Here is a 19,258-nt window from a genome sequence, read left to right as displayed (position 1 = left end):
ATCTCCGCCGCGACAACCTGATCAAGATCGGTTGACAGATCCGACCGCGCCATTATCAGCTTATGTTTCAACAACTGATTGCCATGATCGAATGGGTATCAGGCTTTCAATCGCCCTGTCATTCCCCGCACAGCATGAGACAGCACACGCATGGGGCCCATTAACTCCCAAGAGGTCGAGTCGCGGATCATGGTGATCACTTGCAGGGCCTCTTGAGCACTAGATATTCGCGGTCGGCTCTCGGCCGGCAGACCGCGCGAACGCAGTATGGCGGATCGTAACGGCCTGAGCAGCCGCCATGAAGTTGAATCCCAATACTCATCGACCAGAGCCTGCCAAGTTTCGATGTCTCCACCGTGACCTCCTGCGGGTCGTTCCACCTGTTGATTCGGATAGGCAAAGGCACGAAAGAAAAGACCATAGGCAAAATAAATAAGATCGCGCATAACCACGGGCACGGTTTCCAGATAGGGTCGCAGCGGGCGTATATGATTCTCGTACCGGGGAGTGGTATTGACCATGCTATCCTCCGCCATCCGGTACCAGAATAAGGGCTCTGGAACCACTTGTAGGCGATAGCCTTTCAGCACGGCGCGGGCGAAAAACTCCCAGTCTTCATGCCCAACTCCATAATCCTCGGTAAACCCTCCCAGAGCTTCAAACACATTACGGCGGATCAGGGCATTAGCATCCCCAAAACAGTTCCTAAACATACCCACGGCCGATGCCCCACCGATCGGCAACGACCGGGCACCCGGAACCTGATGACTACCCGGTTCTCCCTTACCCCGGAATGCGTCAATAAAGCAAGTCAGAATATCAGCACCTGATGCCTGGGCTGCTTTAACAAACGTGCTTAGTTCATGAGGCTTAGCCACATTATCATCGTCCATAAAAACCAAAAACTCGCCACGAGCATGGTGGGCAGCAGTATTACGGGCTGCGCCCAAATAACGGTTTTGTTGGCGTATCAATCTCCAGCCACGCGTGGCGAAATCGGACTCAAGGGTTTCGAGGTAATTTAATGCCTCTTGATCAGTACTACCGTCATCGACTAAAACAACCTCAAAATTTTGATAATCCTGGGCTTTTATTGACTTTATCGCATAACTTAAATATAGGGGCCGGTTAAAGTGAGTCATGCATACACTAACGAGAGGAGGCGTTGATACATGATCATCCACCATTGCAAGGGATTTTGGAACACAAATAGTATTATACCAGTTCAACCAATCATATACGTTATCTTCCAATGAGATCGCCGGCCGTGCTGGATTTATACCTTCACGTAAGGCTTTCTGAAGTTTGTCTGCTATTTGATCCGCACGGATGGCAAATAAAGCATACGGCCTATCCTCTGGAAAAATCAGCTCCGAAGTACCGCCTACGTTACTAGCCAGAAAAGGCACTCCTGCATACAGGCAACTTTGTACCGCATGTGGTGAATTTTCCAACAGCGATGGAATAACAGCCATCCGTAAGCCACTACTTAAATATCGAATAGCACTATGCCGATCCATATCTGTGATAAATCGCACCGGCCAAGACCAATTGCTCGTTCGTTTGCGGAGATAACTCTCGCTATCTTGCCCATTGATTGTTGCTGTCTTACCAAGAAAAGCCACTTTAAAATCACATAATCCGGTTTCTTCCAATTTATCAATCGCATCACAAAAAAGTATTACACCTTTACGCCATTCCAATTGCCCAAAGAAAACCAGCTCATTTACCGCTAGTGGCTTAACTGAATCGACTTTGGAGGTGTGTTCATCCATGTCACTCAGATTTGGATGAACCCAAATATATTCTGGCAAGCACCAGCCCTCGCCCCTTATCCAATCGAGCAAGTAACAGCTTGAGCTTACAACAATATCTGCCATCGCTACACTTTCTCGCTCCAAAAAATCCAACTCAACATTTTCAAGTGACTCTGTATATGCTTTGATACTTACTCTATGCCAACTACTAGGATTATGTATACTAATACACATTATCGTATCTTTGAAATATAGCCCTTGTTGCTTAGCTAAAAAACTAAAAAAACCATAGCCTTTGCTCTCCGAAAAGTGGATTATCTCAAAACTTTCCATCCTTAACCATTGATAGATATTGTACGACTGTTGTACTATTGAAGAAGCATAATAGGAAATTGAATTATCTTGATGCGCAAGAACGAAACGAATCTTTTTCTGCCGGTAATAATGACACCAGAAACTTGCATCTATCTGATTTAATTGATCGCTAGGCGCGTATAGTATAGTAATATCGTGGCCGCTCTGCGCCAAAACCAAGGCTAGCGAATGATAGATAACTCCAATATCATTATCCTGATGGGACTCCATAAGAGCAGGGGTAACAATGCAGATACGCATCTTACATCCTCGCTCCAAGCTTTGTACCTGTATAGTCATATGGTTAATCAGCCTAAAAGTTTACCAAAACAGAGGGAGTTATTTGTTCGAAATTGCCCTTTCGTCTGAAAGCCGAGAAAGTTCTTATCTTCTTGGTTATGAAATATAGCTTTTGTTAAAATCCTAGTAACTACCTCAGGCAGGTGACTTCTGGAGAAACGATTTAGATACAAGAGGTTAGCTTTTTATTGCTGCCATCGCAGTCCCAAAACATCTTCAAGATAACGATTTTTCAGCAGCTTTAGCTGGTTTGGCCCACTGCATATAGTGTGTTAGTGGATATGTGAATCAACCTGTAGTGCCTGAGTAGTTACAAATCCTATATCTAAAAATGCGGAGCATGAAAACTATGTGTTCTACAGTTAATCCAGCTATATCGATTATTCTTTTGACGAAAAATGGAGGAGATCTATTTAAAAAATGTCTACAGTCTATTTTTTCACAAGACATCAACTTACCCTATGAAGTTATTATGGTTGACTCTGGTTCCACAGACGACACATTGGCATCCGTTAATCAATACCCGATTCAGTTATACAAAATAGCCCCGGAAAGTTTCAGTTTCGGCCCTACACGGGATTATGCTTTTTCTCAAGCTAAAGGCCAATATCTTGTAACGTTATCGCAAGATGTAGTTCCTGCAAATCGTGACTGGTTGGCAAAGATAGTAGCCCCATTAGTTACTGATACAGCTGACGTTGTTCAAGGCTTAACGGTTATCCCCGATCAAGGCGATGACTATGGAAGAGATATCTTTTTTTGGGAAAAAAAAGGCTTGTTTTACTTTACCAGTGAGGGACAGAACTTTATTAAAAAGTATGGAAATATTCCTCTTTCCTGTTGTAGCTTAGCGATTAAACAGCAAGTTTGGGCGGAAACCGGCTTTGGTGATGTACTAATGAACGAAGACAAAGCAATTCAGAAAAAACTGATTGAAAAAAATCGCAGAATAGTCTTTGCATATGATTCAATTGCTTTTCATGGACATGATTATACTGTAAAGTCTCTAATAAGTAGATGCGAAAATGAGGGGCTCGGTTGGAAGTGCATAGGAGTATCATATCCATTTTCTCACATGCTCAGCGACCTTATTCAGGAGAAGAAAATTTATAACCTTTTCCTTGAAAACCTAAGAAATAAAGAGATAAAAAGCTTGGCTGAATTTCTATTTTTAATCATCAGGCCTATATATATTTATAAAGGAAATCGATTCGGAAGATATTATAACAAACATTAATAAAGATCGATTTTATATATTTGAGTGAAGCCTTTTATGGTTCTAAAATCGTTGGCGCCATTGACCTAACCAGCGTACTGGCCGGGTCAGCCGCCAAGAAGTCGATGAGTAGATCTCCTTAATAATTTTCTCAAACTCCCCCGCTTTTTGCCGTAGCATTTCGATGTATTGTCGCCCATGCTCGATCTCCTGTTGCTGCTTCACGAGGCGCTGATTTAACTGAACCAGCGCCTGCTCCTTATCGGCCAGCGCCTGCTCCTTATCGGCCAGCGCCTGCTCCTTATCGGCCAGTATCCGCTTTTTGTCAGCTAATTGAGCAAGCAGTGTTTCCTGTCTAGCCAAGTGGACATTCCACCATGTCTCTATCTCTAATTTAGTTAAAATACCCCCAACAGGTAAACCAACCAAGTTTTTAATAATATCAATCAGCTGGCTGCGTCCCAAATTATCAACAACTGACCCAGTCCATTCTTGATAGACATACTCAGCTTTCAATTCATTAGGGGTTAACTGACTGAGCATATTAACTGATATAGATCTGCTCATGAAATCTGTGTACCGTTCCAAGTATGCATCGCAGTTCACAGCTCCAAAACCCAGCTTGGATCTCTCTGCTACAGACTGCCTTCCTGCCATAATATCAAGCAGCAAATCATTCACAATTTGAGGAGAAACATCCCATTCGACCAAGTACGCATCTGGGTAATCTTTTAAACGTTCGATAAAGGCACCTAGCTTGGGTGCTACTATTGGCAGCTTAGAACGCAATGCAGCGCTTAGAGTATAAGAATAGGTCTCAGGCCACTGTGCTGGGAAGTAGATTATATCCGCATGCTCGGAAACAACAAGCGCTGAGAGATCACTATCCGTATAAGGCCCACTAAATGAGATTGGCATATTCTTATTGCTACTATTTACTGCATCAATAGGCAACTTTTCATAATAAGGAAAACCCAATACCCTGAAAAACAGTGGCAAACTTCGCTTTTTAGCATCTCGCACACATGATTCTAGCTGAAATATACCTTTCGCAGGTGACATCATCCCCAAAACCAATATTTTGGCCGTACGAATCTCTGGATGAGGCAAATACTTATAGTTTGCTTCAGGTATATACTTTTTAATACGATTGATCACATCCCAAGAAGGACCGATAATCCGTTCCGCATCCATTAGGAATTTATAAAAATAGTCGCGCCAAGCAATAATATCAAGTCGCCAATGAGGAGGACGTTCCTTCAAACACGCGTTACAACCATCTACATTCGGTTCACCGCAATAACGCCCATCAGGCAATGTCAGATTGAATTGAGGACAAATTGGAAAATAATCATGTAATGTATAGTCGTAGGGTATTCCCAGTTTATGGGGTAACGTGGCGATCAAGGGATGATGGCCAATTAAATGATGGAAATGAATACGTATTATGGCCGCTTTTTGAAGCAGTCCAACCAAACCTTCAAATGCCATCGGCATTGCAAAATATAATCTAAACTCTTCTCCTCTCTTGGCCCACTCTAAAGTTATTTTATCTCCAGCATTCGGGTTTAAAATCAACACTTCAAATTGAGATTCAAGCATGTATGCCAAATCTCGGACATGCTTTTCCGTGCCACCACCAAGTTGGTGAGTAACAAACAATAAACGAGGTCTACTAACTCTTGTGATCCGTGCCCAATCAATACGCCTGCGCAGTAGCCTCGCTGGATCCATTGCAACATGGGATGCAATTAACTGATCGTAGGAAGGATAGAGAACATTAAGCTGTTCCACAGCGTGGCGGGCTAAAAACGGATGCTCTGGCCCAAAGGATACCGCGCCGCAGTGATAGACAAAAACATCACCACAGAGCAGATGTTTGAATCCAATCTCATTACCACGTAGACAAAAATCGTTTTCCTCGCCATAACCGCGACCGAAGCGTTGTGCGTCAAAGTAGCCAACTCGCTCAATACAACGCCGCGTGATATACATGCAGAAACCGACTGCTGTAGGAATCTCTACATGAAGCCCGGCATTGATTTCCGCAAATAAAATATCTAGTTCCGCTAGTCTATTTTCAGTAGGAAAAAATAAATTATCTTCGCAAAAATGTGGGTAGCTGCAAATAGTAGCATTATTGGAAAAGGGTGTCGCCGTACCAATTTGTGGATCGCTATAGGCACAACGGCGCAATCGATCCAACCAATCACCATGGACTTGGGTATCGCTATTGAGCAGCACTACATCACGGTCAGAATGCAGCATCATGCCACGGTTGACGGTGTTGACGAAACCGGTATTGGTAGGGTTTTCCAGCAAGGTCAAGGCACCAGTTTCAGCCTGTTGCCGCAAAAAATCTGTTAGATCAGGCTCCGGGCTATAATCATTAATTATCACAACTTCGCAAGTGGTTTGCTGCTGAAATGCCAGCACACTTTCCAGGCAGCGCCGGGTTTCATCGAGTCCACGATAAACCGGGATAATGATATCTACCACGGAAGACTCAAGGCTGGTGGTCATGTGGACCGTCCCTGAACCAGTCCCGAAATCTCATGTTGGGTAATTTTCATCTCGATATTCAGCATCGGAATACCCACTAATCCTTGATGAACACTACTGGCATGGGACTTGAAAACCAACACATCATTACACCAACAATGAGTGATATGCTCCTGCTGGGTACCAGAAGCCGCCGCGATGTCCACAGCGTAATCACCGACCGGCAATATCGGCATATGAAAGGTAAAACATGTACTGAGGTACTGGCCGGCTAATACCGGTAGAGGATTGGTAGCATAAGCCAGATAGGTATTATCCCCGAACAGGTTTTGACCAAGCCGGTCTTTGATAAAAAAACCGATGATGGGAGCATCCAGATTAACTAGAACTCGGACATGTACAACCAAGGCAATTCGCTCGCCACCGACGGTCCAGCACAGAACTCGACCCTGCTCGTCTTCAAAATGAACGTCTTCGATCTGGATTGCCCCAGTGCCGTAACCCTCCACTTCACGGTGGAACTCGAATAATTCTAGATCGTTACGAAATTGGGTCTGATTCAAAAACGCTAACCGCCGATCCACTCGCTCCAACGGAATCTGTAAAGCTGTTTCGGTGGCAGACTGTCGCGACGCTCGCGCCATCGAAACATCCACGCCCTGGGATTCGCGCAAAGTCGCCAGGTAGTGCTCGCAAACTTCCTTGGCTGGACCCAACTCGCGCATTTGACCGTGCTCCAGCCACAGTACATGATCGCAGAGGTTAACCACCGCCGCAGTGTCGTGGCTGACAAAAAACAGCGTGCCACGCTTCTGAAACTTGCGGAGAAAGCGCATACATTTTTGCACGAAAAACATATCGCCAACCGCTAACGCCTCGTCAATAACCAAGATATCGGTGCGGACATGAGCAGCAACGGCAAAGGCCAACCGTACCGCCATGCCGCTAGAATAGGTCTTCACTGGCTGATCGATAAATTCGCCAATGTCGGCAAAGGCCAGAATCTCGGGTAGGTAGCGTTCGATTTCCGCGTCATTGAGGCCAAGAATCGCAGCGTTTAGATAAACGTTCTCGCGACCGGTAAACTCTGGATTGAAACCGGTTCCCAACTCCAGCAGCGCCGCCACCCGACCTCGCACCTCCAATGTTCCCGTGGTCAGAGCCAAGGTGCCGCAGAGCATTTTGAGCAAAGTCGATTTGCCAGATCCGTTTCGACCAATCACTCCGAATGTTTGACCGTGCTGAACCGTGAACGACACGTTCCGCAATGCCCAAAACTCATGGTAGTAGCGGCGCTGGCCACGCCACAGCATTTGCTTCAAGCGATCCTGTGGCCGCTCATAGATCTGATAGCACTTTCCCACCTCGTACACTTCGATTACAGCCTGATCTTCAGTCAAGCGGTCGATGGCAGGCTCAGAGGACATCGGCGAATCCCTTGCGCGTCCGAGCGAACCAATAGGCACCCAGCAGCGCCACCAGCAATCCCATGCCCAGACACAATAGATAGTGCACCCAAACCGGTGGTTGGCCAAACAGAATAATTCCCCGAGTCTGCTCGATCACCAGCGCCAGCGGATTCAATTGAAACCAGTATCGAACAGATGCTGGCAGGGCGCTGATCGGATAAAATACCGGACTCATAAACATCAGCAATTGCACCAGTGGCACAATCAGCTGCTGGATATCACGGATGTACACTCCCAAAGCAGCTAAAAACCAGCTCAGACCCAGCGCAAGCAACAACAGTGGCAGCATCATGACCGGCAATAGCAATACTGTCCAAGTCAAACCACTACCCAAAACCTCTTGCAGCGATAGAATCACAAACAATGTGACGGTTAGCGTCAACAGAGCGGAGGTAACCATCACTGTTGGCAACATCTCCAGTGGAAAAATAACATTTTTGACGTAATTCTGGTGCGCTAAAATAAGGCCAGGGGCGCGGCTGAGGCATTCAGCCAAAAAGTTGTAAAGTGTCATGCCGACGAACAGAATCAACGCCAATTCGCTCAATGAACTGCTGCCACGATCACCCCAACGGAGCTTGAAGATCATGCCGAAAAAGAAGGTAAACACCAGCAGCGACAATAGTGGTAGCAGCAGCGACCAGAACAGCCCTAGATAGGAGCCCTGGTAACGCTCGGCAAAATCCCGCTTCAGCAGTTTCAAGAACAATTGACGCTGCAACCAGGATTCATGTAAAACCCGGTAAAGTAGCCAATCCTGACCAAGTCTAAGCTTTGAATTTGCCGAGGAGATCAAATTACAAATCGACACGTCTTCAGCCAACCATGAGTTAAGAACTACGCACCTGGAATCATGCGCTTCCACGATCCACAGCGGGCAACGCCGGCACATGCAGCGGAGCAGGTGACAGTCCTCGCACATGGCGGTCCCACATCAATTCATAGGCTCGCTCGAGATGCCGGACAAAGCGCTCGGTATCGAACAGCGGGGTTCGCAAGCGATTGTACGCCAGCTTGTCCCGTAGCAGCGCCAGATCCGCCGGTCGGGTCGCCAACTGCACTGCCCGTTCCTCATATTCTTCCAGCGAATGGGTGATCAGTTCCGGCATTTCCACCGCCTGCAACACGCTAGCGGCTACCCGAGCCGGGAACGTCTCGCCCATGCAGGTCAGTACCGGTAATCCGGCCCACAGGGCATCGCTAGCCGTGGTGTGAGCGCCATAAATACGCGTATCCAGGAATAAATCAGCCAGCCGGTGGCGTTCGAGATGGCGTTCCTTGGACAAACGCTTGGCAAACACTAGTCGCTCGCCAGCAACCCCGCAGGTAGTAGCGGTCACCCGCAGATTATTCTGGGCCTCCTCGTTTTCGGAGTACAGCCACAGTACCGAGTTGGGCACACGATGGAGGATACGCATCCAGATCGAGAATAGGATCGGTTCTAGCTTCTGAATTTGGTTGAAACAGCAGAAAATGAAACCTTGTTCCGGCAGATCCTGGTCCACTCGCCGGATACCGGTCTCAGCGATCTCCTGCCAGCGATCGTTAACCTGGTAGCATTCGGGCAGATAAATCGGATTTTCACTGAAACAGCGTCGTAATTCCTCTGGTAGCACAATGGGGTCGACAATGATGTAGGGCATGAAGGGTGCGCCCATAGTACCGGGATATCCCAGATAGCTGACTTGCACAGGAGCCGGCTGCAAAGCGAAGACTTCCGAACGAGCGTAGGCTGTATACCCCATCAAATCGATCAGAATATGAATACCATCAACATGGATACGCGCCGCAATATCGGCATTACTCGCGCCGGCCAAATCCATGAACCGATCCGCATCCGTCTTGATGCGCTGGTAGTAATCACTTCCGTCATCGCCACAGAGAGCATAACTGTAAGTTTCAAAACGTTTCCGGTCGTGCAACCGGAACAGACCGCGCATCAGATGAGCGGTGGGATGGTTGCGAAAATCCGCCGATACGTAGCCAATTCTAAGTCGCTCGGCAGCCACCACCGGATGAGAGAACGCCAGTTGCTGGCGCGCGGCTGCCATACCCTCGGCTAGAAATTTGCCACGACTATGGGCGATAGCCATTGTCAGTCCGGGTGAAAAAGGCAATAGCAATGACTTAAACGGTGGGATCGGGGTAGATTGTTCCGCAGCAAGCATTTGCGCGATCAGGTCCTGTGCCCGCTCGATAGTCGCTCCATATTCCCGCCAATCACCCCGCTCCAAACGCTTCAACCTAAAGGCTAGGTATTCAGCACATGGCTCTGGATCAGCTACCAATGCATCCGGCGGCATACCATAAACCTCACGGCATCCCCGAAAGGCACGGAAAGCGTCTTCGTCCAGCTCGCGGGCAGTCGCAAAAGCTTGCCGCGCCTCTTCAAACCGCTCCAATCCCGCCAAGGCCCCCGCTTGATTGGCATAGATCTGCCAATTGCGCACACCTCGCCCCAGCAATTCCCGTACGCCCGCCAGCGCTTCGGCAAAACGGTGCAAGCCGTTCAAGGCCGCGATTCGATTGATGGCGGCCTGGTTTTGATTCGGCTCCAACACCAAAGCGTTCTCGACCACAACCAATGCTTCGGCGTAATGCTCGGTTGCCAGCAGAATGGCCGATTTTGCCGTCCAAAGTAAGGCGTTTGTCGGGTGTTCGATAAGCGCCTGTTCGACCAAAGTCCGGCCAGCATCCCACTCGTTGCGACCAAACAAAATCTCAGCCTTAAGCGATACCGCCTCGGGTTGGTGAGTCGTGATCGCCAGCACAGCATCCAGGCAGGACTCCGCTTCGGCAACACGCTGCAAACCCATCAGGGCTTTTGCCATGGCCAACTTCAGCATCGAGCGATCAGGGTATCGGGACAACGCCTTGTGCCCTTCCGCCAGCGCTTCCGCAAAGCGGCTCAAACCCAGCAGCGCCTGTACCTTGACTTCTAGGGCATCTGGATTGAAGGTATCGAAGGTCAATACAGTCCACAGGGTCGTCAGACAGGACTCATAATTCCGTAGCGCCAACAAGGCAACAGCCTTATTGATCAACCCTTTGATATGACGCGGTTTCAGTTGCAGCAAGCGATCCGCAGTCGCCAGCGCTTCTTGAGGCTTGCGCAGACTCAACAACGCAGCGGTTCGGTTAAGCAAGGCAATACTTGCATCCGGCTGAATCCGCAAGGCGGCATCAGCCGCCTGGATTGCTTCCTCGGGGCACTCCAGCGCAATCAACACCGAACTGCGGTTCATCAGCGCATTGGCATGGTCAGGCGTAGATACTAATAGCCGGTCGAATACTTCCAACGCCACCCGCGACTGCCCCATGCCGTGCAGCGCCACTCCACGGTTCAATTGCGCGGTGGTATTAGCTGGATCGTTCCGCAGAACCCGCTCCGCCAGCGGCAGAACTTCGGCGTAACGCTGCTGGCTAAGCAGCGCGCCCGCTTTACTGTTGAGCGCCTGAAGGTGATCCGGCGCGAGGATCAGCGCAGCATCGGCCGCTTGGATAGCCTCCACATAGCGTCCCATCTGGCTCGCCGCCGCCGCCGCAATCAGATACGGTTGCACTTGTTGTGAATTCAAGCTTAGTGCCTTGGCAACAGCCTGTCTGCATTCTGGAAAGCGCCGCAACCGCAGACAGGTCACCGCCAAACCGGACCATGCTCTAGCATCATTAGGATTTTCTTGACAGATTCTGGCGTAGAGTCCGTGCGCCTCCCCATAGCGGTGCAGGTCTAGCAGCCCACTCGCCTGATCGAGCACAACCTGAATCTTACTCGGTTCATCCATCATCATTCTTGATCGCACCCTGGACGCTCAAGATTTATTCTGAGTTTGAGGCTTAGGGGTTTGGTGGTACCACTCGCCATCAATCAAGACCCATTCCTCGGTGAGAGTCTGCTGAGTCCAGCCGAGTGACCCAACCTCGATTTTACCCTGAAGCTTGACTGAGGCTCGCTCACCATCCACTTTTATCTCTAGAATCTGGACCTCGCGAACCGGCAGTCCGCCGATCTGTCGGTACTGATCGGGCGTCAGCCAGCCACCGGGTCGAGCCGCTGCCTCTAGGCTATACACGGTCTGGAGGTCATTAATTGAACGGGCGGCCCAGTAACGATGGACTCTATGCTCCAGCGGTTCGCCCGACTGAACCTGGGACGGATTCGCCTGTTCCAGCGTTTTCTCGTTCACGACAACCCCAAATTCCTGGGCTAATGTTTTTAGATAGCGATCTCGCGCCTGCCGTTGCTGTTCTACCTGCCATTGCGCCGTGACCTTGGCGCGCACCGTCTCAAAAGCAGCGATCAAAGGCGCCCGCCAGTCGGTCATCAACAATAGTTCATAACCCACCGGCGACTGCACGATACCGGTACGCTGACCGGGCTGCAAACCGCGCACGGCGTCCCGCAACCAAGGCTCGGCGTTGCGAGCGACAAAACCCCGTTCCGCTCCAGTATCGCGGGCACGCGGATTTTCGGTCAATTCTGCCGCAACCTTGGAAAAATCTTCTCCTGTCTCAAGCCGCCGCATGGCCTGTTCGGCCCGTTGTCGGGCTGTGGGACCTCCCGATTGATCGCGGTCGTTGCGGAATTGGATTTGTACCAGTCGGACTAGTTCGGGGATACCGAACTGCTCTCGGTTTGCATCGTAATAAGCTCGCAACACGGTCTCATCCGGCGGTGGCGGCACCGGAAAATACCGATCCCCAAGCAACTGCAGGCCCGCGATATATCCTTCCTGTGATACTAACTTTAAAGTCGGCCTCTCCCGTTCAATCGCTTTCCTGAGCAACTCTTCCTCAATTAGAAGTCGTAGAATCTGGATTTGACCCACCTGAGTTTGCAATTCCTGACCAAATCCACCTTGTAAACCGAATTCTCGCAGGTCTTTAATAGTGATCGCATGATCGCCCACATGAGCCAAAACATAAGCAGGATCAACGGCCAGCGCGATATTACGTTTGGTGGACGAAGCCGGATCCGCACGATCGTCCTCCCGTCCTACTGTCTGATTAGGCATAACCTCGGCGACGGATTTTGTATTCTCCAAATTTGTTACTTCCCGCCAGAGCGGCCCATATAGAATTTGTAGTGAATCTTTGAGCTTGCTAAGTACCACGACCAAGTCAATCTCACCGTCGCCGTCCACATCCTGTAGCTTCAGATGCTTGACGCTACCATTCAACGGTATTTCAATCGTTTTATATTGATAGGGGCTGCCGGTTTCAATCCGGTAAAACACCAGTGACTGCTCGGTATCGGTTACTAGCAGCCAGCTTTCATCCTTGACCTTGGCTATCGCCAAAAAAGCAGGCCCCCAAGCCTGACCAGGAACCAGCAGTTCCGGCCCCGGCGTGAAATGGCCATTACCCTCGTTTAAAAGCACCGCAATCCGGCGTTCTGATTCCAAGGGCAGTAAAATATCGAGCGCGCCATCACCATTCAAATCCGCCACCACCACATGGCGGGGCGCGCCAACCGGCGCCGTCCAGACCATCACTGGCTTGGGAAGTTGGCCGTCCTTGGGGTAATCGACTCGCCATAGGGTTCGTGAATTCCGGGTGGTATACAGTAGTTCCACAATACCATCGCCATCAATATCAGCGGCGGTCACCGCACCTGGGACGCTGTGCTGTGGTACTCCCAAGGTATATTCCGCATCTACACCTGCGGTGTCAGCCTGAAAATTTTTTAGCATGGTCCAGCCGGGGCCTTGATATGGCATTACGGCCAGCGATGTACCCCAATTCGGCCAGGAAAACGCCGTAGTCGCAAACGATCCGCCTTGCGGCCGGTTCGCGATTTCCCGCAATCCCTCCTTGCCGTCCGGCGCCAGCACTTTCAACTGCCCGTCACCCTCGGCATTCAGCACATAGCGATGTTCGTTCCCGGGCAGACGAGTCAACTCGTTAGCATGGAACCCCAATACTTTCGTGATCGGTCCAGCTTCGAACTGGCGTGGCGCTTTCTGGTAAAGCACCTGTACCGTTTCCGCATCGCGATTGGTCACAATCAAATCGCTGTGACCATCCATGTCCATATCGTCCACGACTACGGCGAATGCTCCTCCAGTAAAAGGTAACGGTTGGAACATTGGAGAAGAGGGTGGCGTCGGTTCTGTTGCCCGTGAGGGTGGCGCCATCAGCAAAAATGCACCTACTAGCAGAACAGGAAACAGGAAACGCATAAAACAGGAAATTTTCCGCATGGTCATGCCCTCAGACTTCATGCAAATATAGTCTCGCTAATTGATATCCAGACATTATCTTACAAGATTGACTCTGGTATTGCTGCATACTGGGTATCAGGAAGCTGAAAAAATGACCGAATCTTTTCGGCTTTTTGCCGCAAGGATTTCAGCGCGGAGTGGAGCCGTTTCTTTAAGTCTAGTTTGTTTTTGATCGGTTGCTTACCGAGTTGTCGATGCTTGATTTCGTTCCAGACCTGTTCATCTGGATTAAGTTCTGGCACGTAGGTTGGCAAAAAGAACATCCGGATTTTTTTGCGATTACCTAGTACAAACTCACGCACTTCCGGTGCCTTATGAAAAGAGGCGTTATCCGCAATCACAATGAGCGGGCGTGTTCGGTCCCGTAAGAGCTTTTCGAGAAATTCCACATACCGCTTTCCATCGATATTTTTTTCTTCCAACGCGTAATGCAGTTCACCGTTGGCCGTGATCGTCGACAACACGTTGTAGCCGCCTCGTCGACCGGTGACCGCGACCTTCGGGGCCTGTCCCACCGCGCCCCAGGTGCGGCCCGACCGAGTCATGATCCCCACCCCGGCCTCATCCTCAAACACGATATCAGCCCCGATCTTCTCGGTAAGCGGTTGGATGATCGGAAATTTAACCTCCAGAAAATACGCGACCTGTTCGGGATTCCGTTCCTGGGCTCGATAGCACGGCGTCTGACCGCTCAGCTTCATCCGGTGCAAATGCAGACGTCTCAAAACTGAAACATGTAGGGGATAAGACATGTCTGACCGCTCAGCTTCATCCGGTGCAAATGCAGACCCACCGTGCATTCCGCCACCTCAATCCCGTAGTGCTTTTTGAGTCAATCCGCCAGAAGCGCTCGCGTCCACAAGACGGTATCGTAACCATGATCCACCGGCGTCGACCGCAAGACAATTTCCCGGAGCCAGTGATCCATGCCAGGGGTGATGACCGGTGACGCACCCGGCGCCGACTGCGTATCCAGCGCCGCTGCTCCATCCTCACGATACCAGCGTAACCAGTCGTAAATGCGACTGCGACTGATGCCGATAATCTCGGCAATCAATTCCGGACTCTGATGCTTTTCTTCCACCGCCCGAACTGCAATACGCCGTATATAATTCATGGCTTCATCAGGGATTTTTCGTGCGTCGGACAACCACTTTGCGTTCATGATCGTGCCTACCCGCTGAGTCTTCTAGCCAGTGTTATGGATAACATATTAGGCAATCGCCATAATAAAATAGTTTATTTAAAGTCAGCGATTCCCGGTCTCTTAATTTATGATTGATTTATAAGAAGTTTTTTATGTATAATTAGAGTTACGTTAATAAAAATAGCATTACGATTCAATATGTTGAAAAAAGAGACCGGGAACTGCTGATTTAAAGTATATGGATTATCATTAACGAGACTGTACTATGTGCTAACAACACCTAGGAACTCTTCACGCTCAAAAGGAAACGGTGCCTTTCACAAGGCACCGCTCCGGAAAAACTAACTGACTCAAGGATCAGAATTGATATTCCGAACCTTCAGTAGCCATCTCTGTCTGGAGCTGCGCGGCATTGTCACCAGCGCCCAAGCCCAGCATATTGAACACCACACCGGAAGAACTCCATTCTATACCGCTCTGGACCTCGGGAATCCCAAAGCGAATGATTCCCGTATTCTTAACTATGAAGCCATCCTCATCTTCCTCATGAATCATGCCTGGGAATTGGGGCGCGGCAGGCGTGCTGGCGATAAGATTCAGCTCATTCGGGAAGGTCTGAGTGAACGAGCGCTGGTAAACCTGCTGACTGTCATAGGTCTCGCCAGCCGCACTGCGGGTCGCGTTAGTGTTGAACCAAAACACCATCAGGTTCGCTGTCGCCAAGGCAGGATCCAGGAAGTAACGGAGGTAAACATCCCGCACCTGCCGAACCGCGTTATTGGTATAGTCGATGCCGCTCACCAAACGCCTGGTATGTGGATAACCTGTAGTCAGATTCTTGACAACATTGATCCAGAAACCGCCAGGCTGGCCCTCAACACCTGAACATGTGTATTCCGACGGCGCGCTATTAGCAGTTACATCAAAGGTACATACCGGATTCGACACCACAGGAATAAACGCTTGCGATGCCCAGTTGCCCTGTACCTGATATGCATGACCATACAATGCAAATTTTGGCATTCCGACAACACTATTCTGGCCCGAAAGTTGCTCGGAGTCGAACGTATTGTCCACGAACAGCATATAGCCCGGGTGATTTCCATCACCTAAATACGCCGTCGCCGGATCGTCCTTGATGGTATTGCACCAGTCAAACCGAACGAAATCGTTATCGGTTACCGAAATAACACCATCCAGCAAATGCTCGCTCTTGGTGTTATAAAAATACCAATGCACCTGACCGCTCCCGGAAGGCGTACGAGACGGCACTGTAGGGACACCACTCGGCTTCACATTGGCCAGCCCTGCTGGCGCCGGCAGAAGAGCACCGTCCTTATCAACCAGCCCCAGCCGCGTTTTCCAAAACGTGATCAAACCGATCAGGGTATTTTTTTGCTCCGACAAATCGCTGTTGAGGTCGCAGGTCACATACGGCACCAGCAAGACATCGCCGGCCGCGGACAACTGAACCGTCGCGTAGCTGGCGGATGAGGCCAGCAGGGCACCGGCGACTGCCGCAGCGGCACCAATCTTTTTAAATTCACGCACCATTTTGAGGCTCCTTAACAAGTAGTAAGGGAGAAGCATCATTCAAGAGAAGTCTCAACGACAGGCTTAACTGTACGTTGAAAACGTGGATAAGTCAACCAAACAACATGTGCTGGCAAAAAAACAACAATCCTTTGTTCATGCCACCACAAAACCCTATTAGTTATAGACTATAAGTGTAGCACGCAGCCATGTCAACCATACAACAAGCTATACCAAAAAAACAACAAAGCTTTCAGCCTGTCCCCGCATCCCATCACAAGAATCCTCATGAGTAGCAGGACTCAGAGACTGTATAAAAACTAACTTATTGATTATATAAGACTAACTTCCGGTGATATTCGGCAAAAATCGCGCGTAAACGGACTTCCACGTATAACCCGTTGATTTACGGTCTGGTGTTTTTATACAGCTTCTCAGCCCGCGGGTTGCTGAATCATCGGCGCAAGTTCCTGCATCTTACGCTTGATCTCCTCGGTCACCTGATCGGCTTCCTGGCTATTCTCGACCACCCGTGGGGTGATCAGCACGATCAACTCGGTACGGTCTACCTGTTCTTCGGTGTTGCCGAATAGCGCTCCCAACACCGGAATCTTGTACAGTATCGGAAACCCGCTCTGTCCTTCGGAACGATTGTCGCGGATCAACCCCCCCAGCACCAGCGTCTGGCCGCTCTTGACCACCACCTTGCTGGTCACGCTACGCTGCAAGAACGAGCGCGACGAGATCGATTGGCTGCTACTTTGGGTAGTTTCCACCAACGGCCCCAAATCGATCACTTCCTGCTTGATTTCCATATTTACCATGCCGCCCGAGTTGACCCGAGGCAATACCTCCAACAGCACACCGGTATCCTTATATTCCACGCCACCCGAGGTGGTCACGTTATTCGTGGTGGTCGTACCGGATGGAATCGGTTGCTGGGTACCCACCCGGATCACCGCCTGCTGGTTGTCCACCACCATCACATGGGGCGATGACAACACCTTGACCTTGGAATCGCTGGCCAAGGTATTCAGCAGAGCGCGCACCAACCCGGCGCTGTCGGTAACCGCATAGGAAAAAGCGCCGGTTGCTCGACCCGCAAACACATCGTTGACCGTCAGGTCGTTCGCGTTGATCCCGAGCGAGCCCGTACCCGTGTGACTGCTGCCCACATCATTGGTAAAAAACCATTGCAGGCCGTACTGCAACTTGCCGGTCAGGGTCACCTCGGCGATGGTGGCCTCGATCAGAACCTGACGGGGCGTAACATCCAGCTTTTGCAACGTGCCGAGGATCCGCTCGTAATTCTGATTGGTGGCCCAGATCAATAGCGAGTTGTTTTCGACATCGGCGACGATACGAACCTCCTCCATGCCCACGCTGGGTCCGCCCGAACCAATGGCGCTACCCCCAGTGCCAGCACTAGCGTTGGCCGTGCCACCGGAACGCCCACCCGCGCGACCGCCAATCGATGGCGTGGAACTCCCAAGCCCGGACGTTCCCGTACCCGAACCACCAAGCCCGGAAGACGACGAGCTGGACAGTGTCGACTTACTGCTTCCTCCACTCAAACTGGAGCTCGAACCGCCCGTCAGGCCTGATCCGCTCGATAGCTGCGACGATTTCAAACCTGGCGCCAGATCCCCTCCCCGGCTTGCGCCACCGCTGCCGCCAAGGTTGAATAGACCGTTGAGCAATTCAGCCACATAGTCAGCCCGGCTGTTCTGCACCTGATAAACATACAGTCGTTCGCCGCCGATGCCATCCAGGCGTTCGATCCAGATAGCCGCCTCTCTGAGATATTCCAACTGTGGCGTAATCACCAGCACTGCGTTCAGTTTGCTGAGCGGTACGAACTTAAGCATCCCCGCGATGGGCGTTCCGGAACCCTCGCCCAAGAATTGATTCAACTCCCCGGCCAATGCCTGACTGTCCACATTGCGCAGCCGGAACATGCCGATGGACATACCCTTGAGCCAGTTCACATCGAAAGTATCGATAGTGCTTTGCGCGTTGGCCAATTCTTGCGGGGTGCCAGACAAAATCAACAGGTTACGAATGGGATCCGCTCGGAGAACGCCCCCTTCGGGCAAAAACGGCGTAATGATCGTTTGCATCTCGGTGGCGCTCACATAGCGTAAGGGCACGATCCGCACGCCATACCCCAAGTCATCCCGACCCAACCGTGGCGTCAAAATTCCTCTCTGCGCGGCACCCGCGGCCGGAATGATTCGGTATACCTCGCCTTCGCGAATCAGAACCGCGTTACTGGCGCGCAGCAACGTCTCCAAGGTCGGCAACAATTGATCCCGCGCGAGCGGCCGGCCGGTTTGCACGGTCACTTCACCCTGCACCTGCGGGTCGACCGTATAGTTTGCCTTGAGGGTGTCGAAAACGACTTTGACGACGTCACGAATATCGGCCTCCTCGAAATTGAGAGTGACTTCGCCGGCCTTGGTGCGGGTTACCGGTGTCGGCTTGGAGGCTGTCTTCCTGTCGATGAAGTTACCCGTCCCTGGCAGAATCATCGTGGTGCCGGCAGTCATCGCGGCGCTGTCCTGGTCGGCGAGTGGCGGCCGAGCGGCGGACGGCAACGGCGCTGAAGTCAGGCGAAGCGCTTCGCCAGCGGTGGGCGCGGCCGGCTCCGCCGAGTCTTGAGCATTCTGGTCAGCGGGCGCCGTCGCGCACGCGCCGAGTAGCAACGCCAACAACGCGCAAGCCAGCGTTAAACATAATTTTTTCATGAAAATAGA

At 50.6% G+C, this 19,258-nt stretch carries 11 protein-coding genes; 1 reads left to right on the top strand and 10 read right to left on the bottom strand.

All coding sequences use genetic code 11. The features are described 5' to 3' along the window. Nucleotides 1–98: 98 nt before the first annotated feature. Complete coding sequence (locus IPM89_01520; protein ID QQS54572.1) at nucleotides 99–2,372, bottom strand: glycosyltransferase; 2,274 nt, start codon at nucleotides 2,370–2,372, stop codon at nucleotides 99–101. A gap of 379 nt (nucleotides 2,373–2,751) precedes the next feature. Between IPM89_01520 and IPM89_01515 the strand changes: the two genes are divergently transcribed. Next, nucleotides 2,752–3,648: a glycosyltransferase family 2 protein gene (locus IPM89_01515; protein QQS54571.1), complete on the top strand. Its 897-nt coding sequence runs from the start codon at nucleotides 2,752–2,754 to the stop codon at nucleotides 3,646–3,648. Between the two features lie 42 nt (nucleotides 3,649–3,690). Here IPM89_01515 and IPM89_01510 read toward each other — a convergent pair whose 3' ends face one another. The 9 genes from IPM89_01510 to gspD all read right to left on the bottom strand — a co-directional run bounded on the left by IPM89_01510 (nucleotide 3,691) and on the right by gspD (nucleotide 19,249). Beyond that, complete coding sequence (locus tag IPM89_01510) at nucleotides 3,691–6,150, bottom strand: glycosyltransferase (protein QQS54570.1); 2,460 nt, start codon at nucleotides 6,148–6,150, stop codon at nucleotides 3,691–3,693. Beyond that, on the bottom strand, nucleotides 6,147–7,556 hold the full coding sequence (locus IPM89_01505) for an ABC transporter ATP-binding protein (GenBank protein QQS54569.1): 1,410 nt from the start codon (nucleotides 7,554–7,556) through the stop codon (nucleotides 6,147–6,149). Before IPM89_01505 ends, IPM89_01510 begins: the two co-directional genes overlap by 4 nt. Continuing rightward, a complete protein-coding gene (locus IPM89_01500; GenBank protein ID QQS55735.1) occupies nucleotides 7,546–8,295 on the bottom strand; it encodes an ABC transporter permease in 750 nt (249 codons plus the stop codon). The genes IPM89_01505 and IPM89_01500 overlap by 11 nt, the downstream gene beginning before the upstream one ends. A gap of 154 nt (nucleotides 8,296–8,449) precedes the next feature. After that, the gene (locus tag IPM89_01495) at nucleotides 8,450–11,389 is read right to left on the bottom strand and encodes a tetratricopeptide repeat protein (protein QQS54568.1); all 2,940 of its coding nucleotides are present in this window, start codon (nucleotides 11,387–11,389) and stop codon (nucleotides 8,450–8,452) included. Between the two features lie 21 nt (nucleotides 11,390–11,410). Continuing rightward, entirely contained in the window at nucleotides 11,411–13,807 is a 2,397-nt protein-coding gene (locus tag IPM89_01490; protein ID QQS54567.1) for a VCBS repeat-containing protein, read from the bottom strand. Between the two features lie 53 nt (nucleotides 13,808–13,860). Continuing rightward, entirely contained in the window at nucleotides 13,861–14,574 is a 714-nt protein-coding gene (locus tag IPM89_01485) for an IS630 family transposase (GenBank protein ID QQS54566.1), read from the bottom strand. An 80-nt stretch (nucleotides 14,575–14,654) separates the two neighbouring features. Next, complete coding sequence (locus IPM89_01480) at nucleotides 14,655–14,987, bottom strand: helix-turn-helix domain containing protein (GenBank protein QQS54565.1); 333 nt, start codon at nucleotides 14,985–14,987, stop codon at nucleotides 14,655–14,657. A 339-nt stretch (nucleotides 14,988–15,326) separates the two neighbouring features. Beyond that, nucleotides 15,327–16,523, bottom strand: coding sequence for a hypothetical protein (locus IPM89_01475; GenBank protein ID QQS54564.1), 1,197 nt, complete (start codon nucleotides 16,521–16,523; stop codon nucleotides 15,327–15,329). 413 nt (nucleotides 16,524–16,936) lie between these two features. Further along, nucleotides 16,937–19,249, bottom strand: coding sequence for a type II secretion system secretin GspD (gspD, locus tag IPM89_01470; GenBank protein ID QQS54563.1), 2,313 nt, complete (start codon nucleotides 19,247–19,249; stop codon nucleotides 16,937–16,939). Nucleotides 19,250–19,258 lie beyond the last annotated feature (9 nt).

Source organism: Candidatus Competibacteraceae bacterium, from assembly GCA_016699715.1.
GTDB lineage: Bacteria > Pseudomonadota > Gammaproteobacteria > Competibacterales > Competibacteraceae > Competibacter.
The sequence above is the reverse complement of the archived record's forward strand: the minus strand, read 5'-3'. Positions and strand labels throughout refer to the sequence as shown.

Coding starts and splice junctions, on each gene's coding strand:
- IPM89_01520 (QQS54572.1), bottom strand. CDS start 2,372: ATGCGTATCTGCATTGTTACCCCTGCTCTTATGGAGTCCCATCAGGAT.
- IPM89_01515 (QQS54571.1), top strand. CDS start 2,752: ATGAAAACTATGTGTTCTACAGTTAATCCAGCTATATCGATTATTCTT.
- IPM89_01510 (QQS54570.1), bottom strand. CDS start 6,150: ATGACCACCAGCCTTGAGTCTTCCGTGGTAGATATCATTATCCCGGTT.
- IPM89_01505 (QQS54569.1), bottom strand. CDS start 7,556: ATGTCCTCTGAGCCTGCCATCGACCGCTTGACTGAAGATCAGGCTGTA.
- IPM89_01495 (QQS54568.1), bottom strand. CDS start 11,389: ATGATGATGGATGAACCGAGTAAGATTCAGGTTGTGCTCGATCAGGCG.
- IPM89_01490 (QQS54567.1), bottom strand. CDS start 13,807: ATGACCATGCGGAAAATTTCCTGTTTTATGCGTTTCCTGTTTCCTGTT.
- IPM89_01485 (QQS54566.1), bottom strand. CDS start 14,574: ATGTCTTATCCCCTACATGTTTCAGTTTTGAGACGTCTGCATTTGCAC.
- IPM89_01480 (QQS54565.1), bottom strand. CDS start 14,987: ATGAACGCAAAGTGGTTGTCCGACGCACGAAAAATCCCTGATGAAGCC.
- IPM89_01475 (QQS54564.1), bottom strand. CDS start 16,523: ATGGTGCGTGAATTTAAAAAGATTGGTGCCGCTGCGGCAGTCGCCGGT.
- gspD (QQS54563.1), bottom strand. CDS start 19,249: ATGAAAAAATTATGTTTAACGCTGGCTTGCGCGTTGTTGGCGTTGCTA.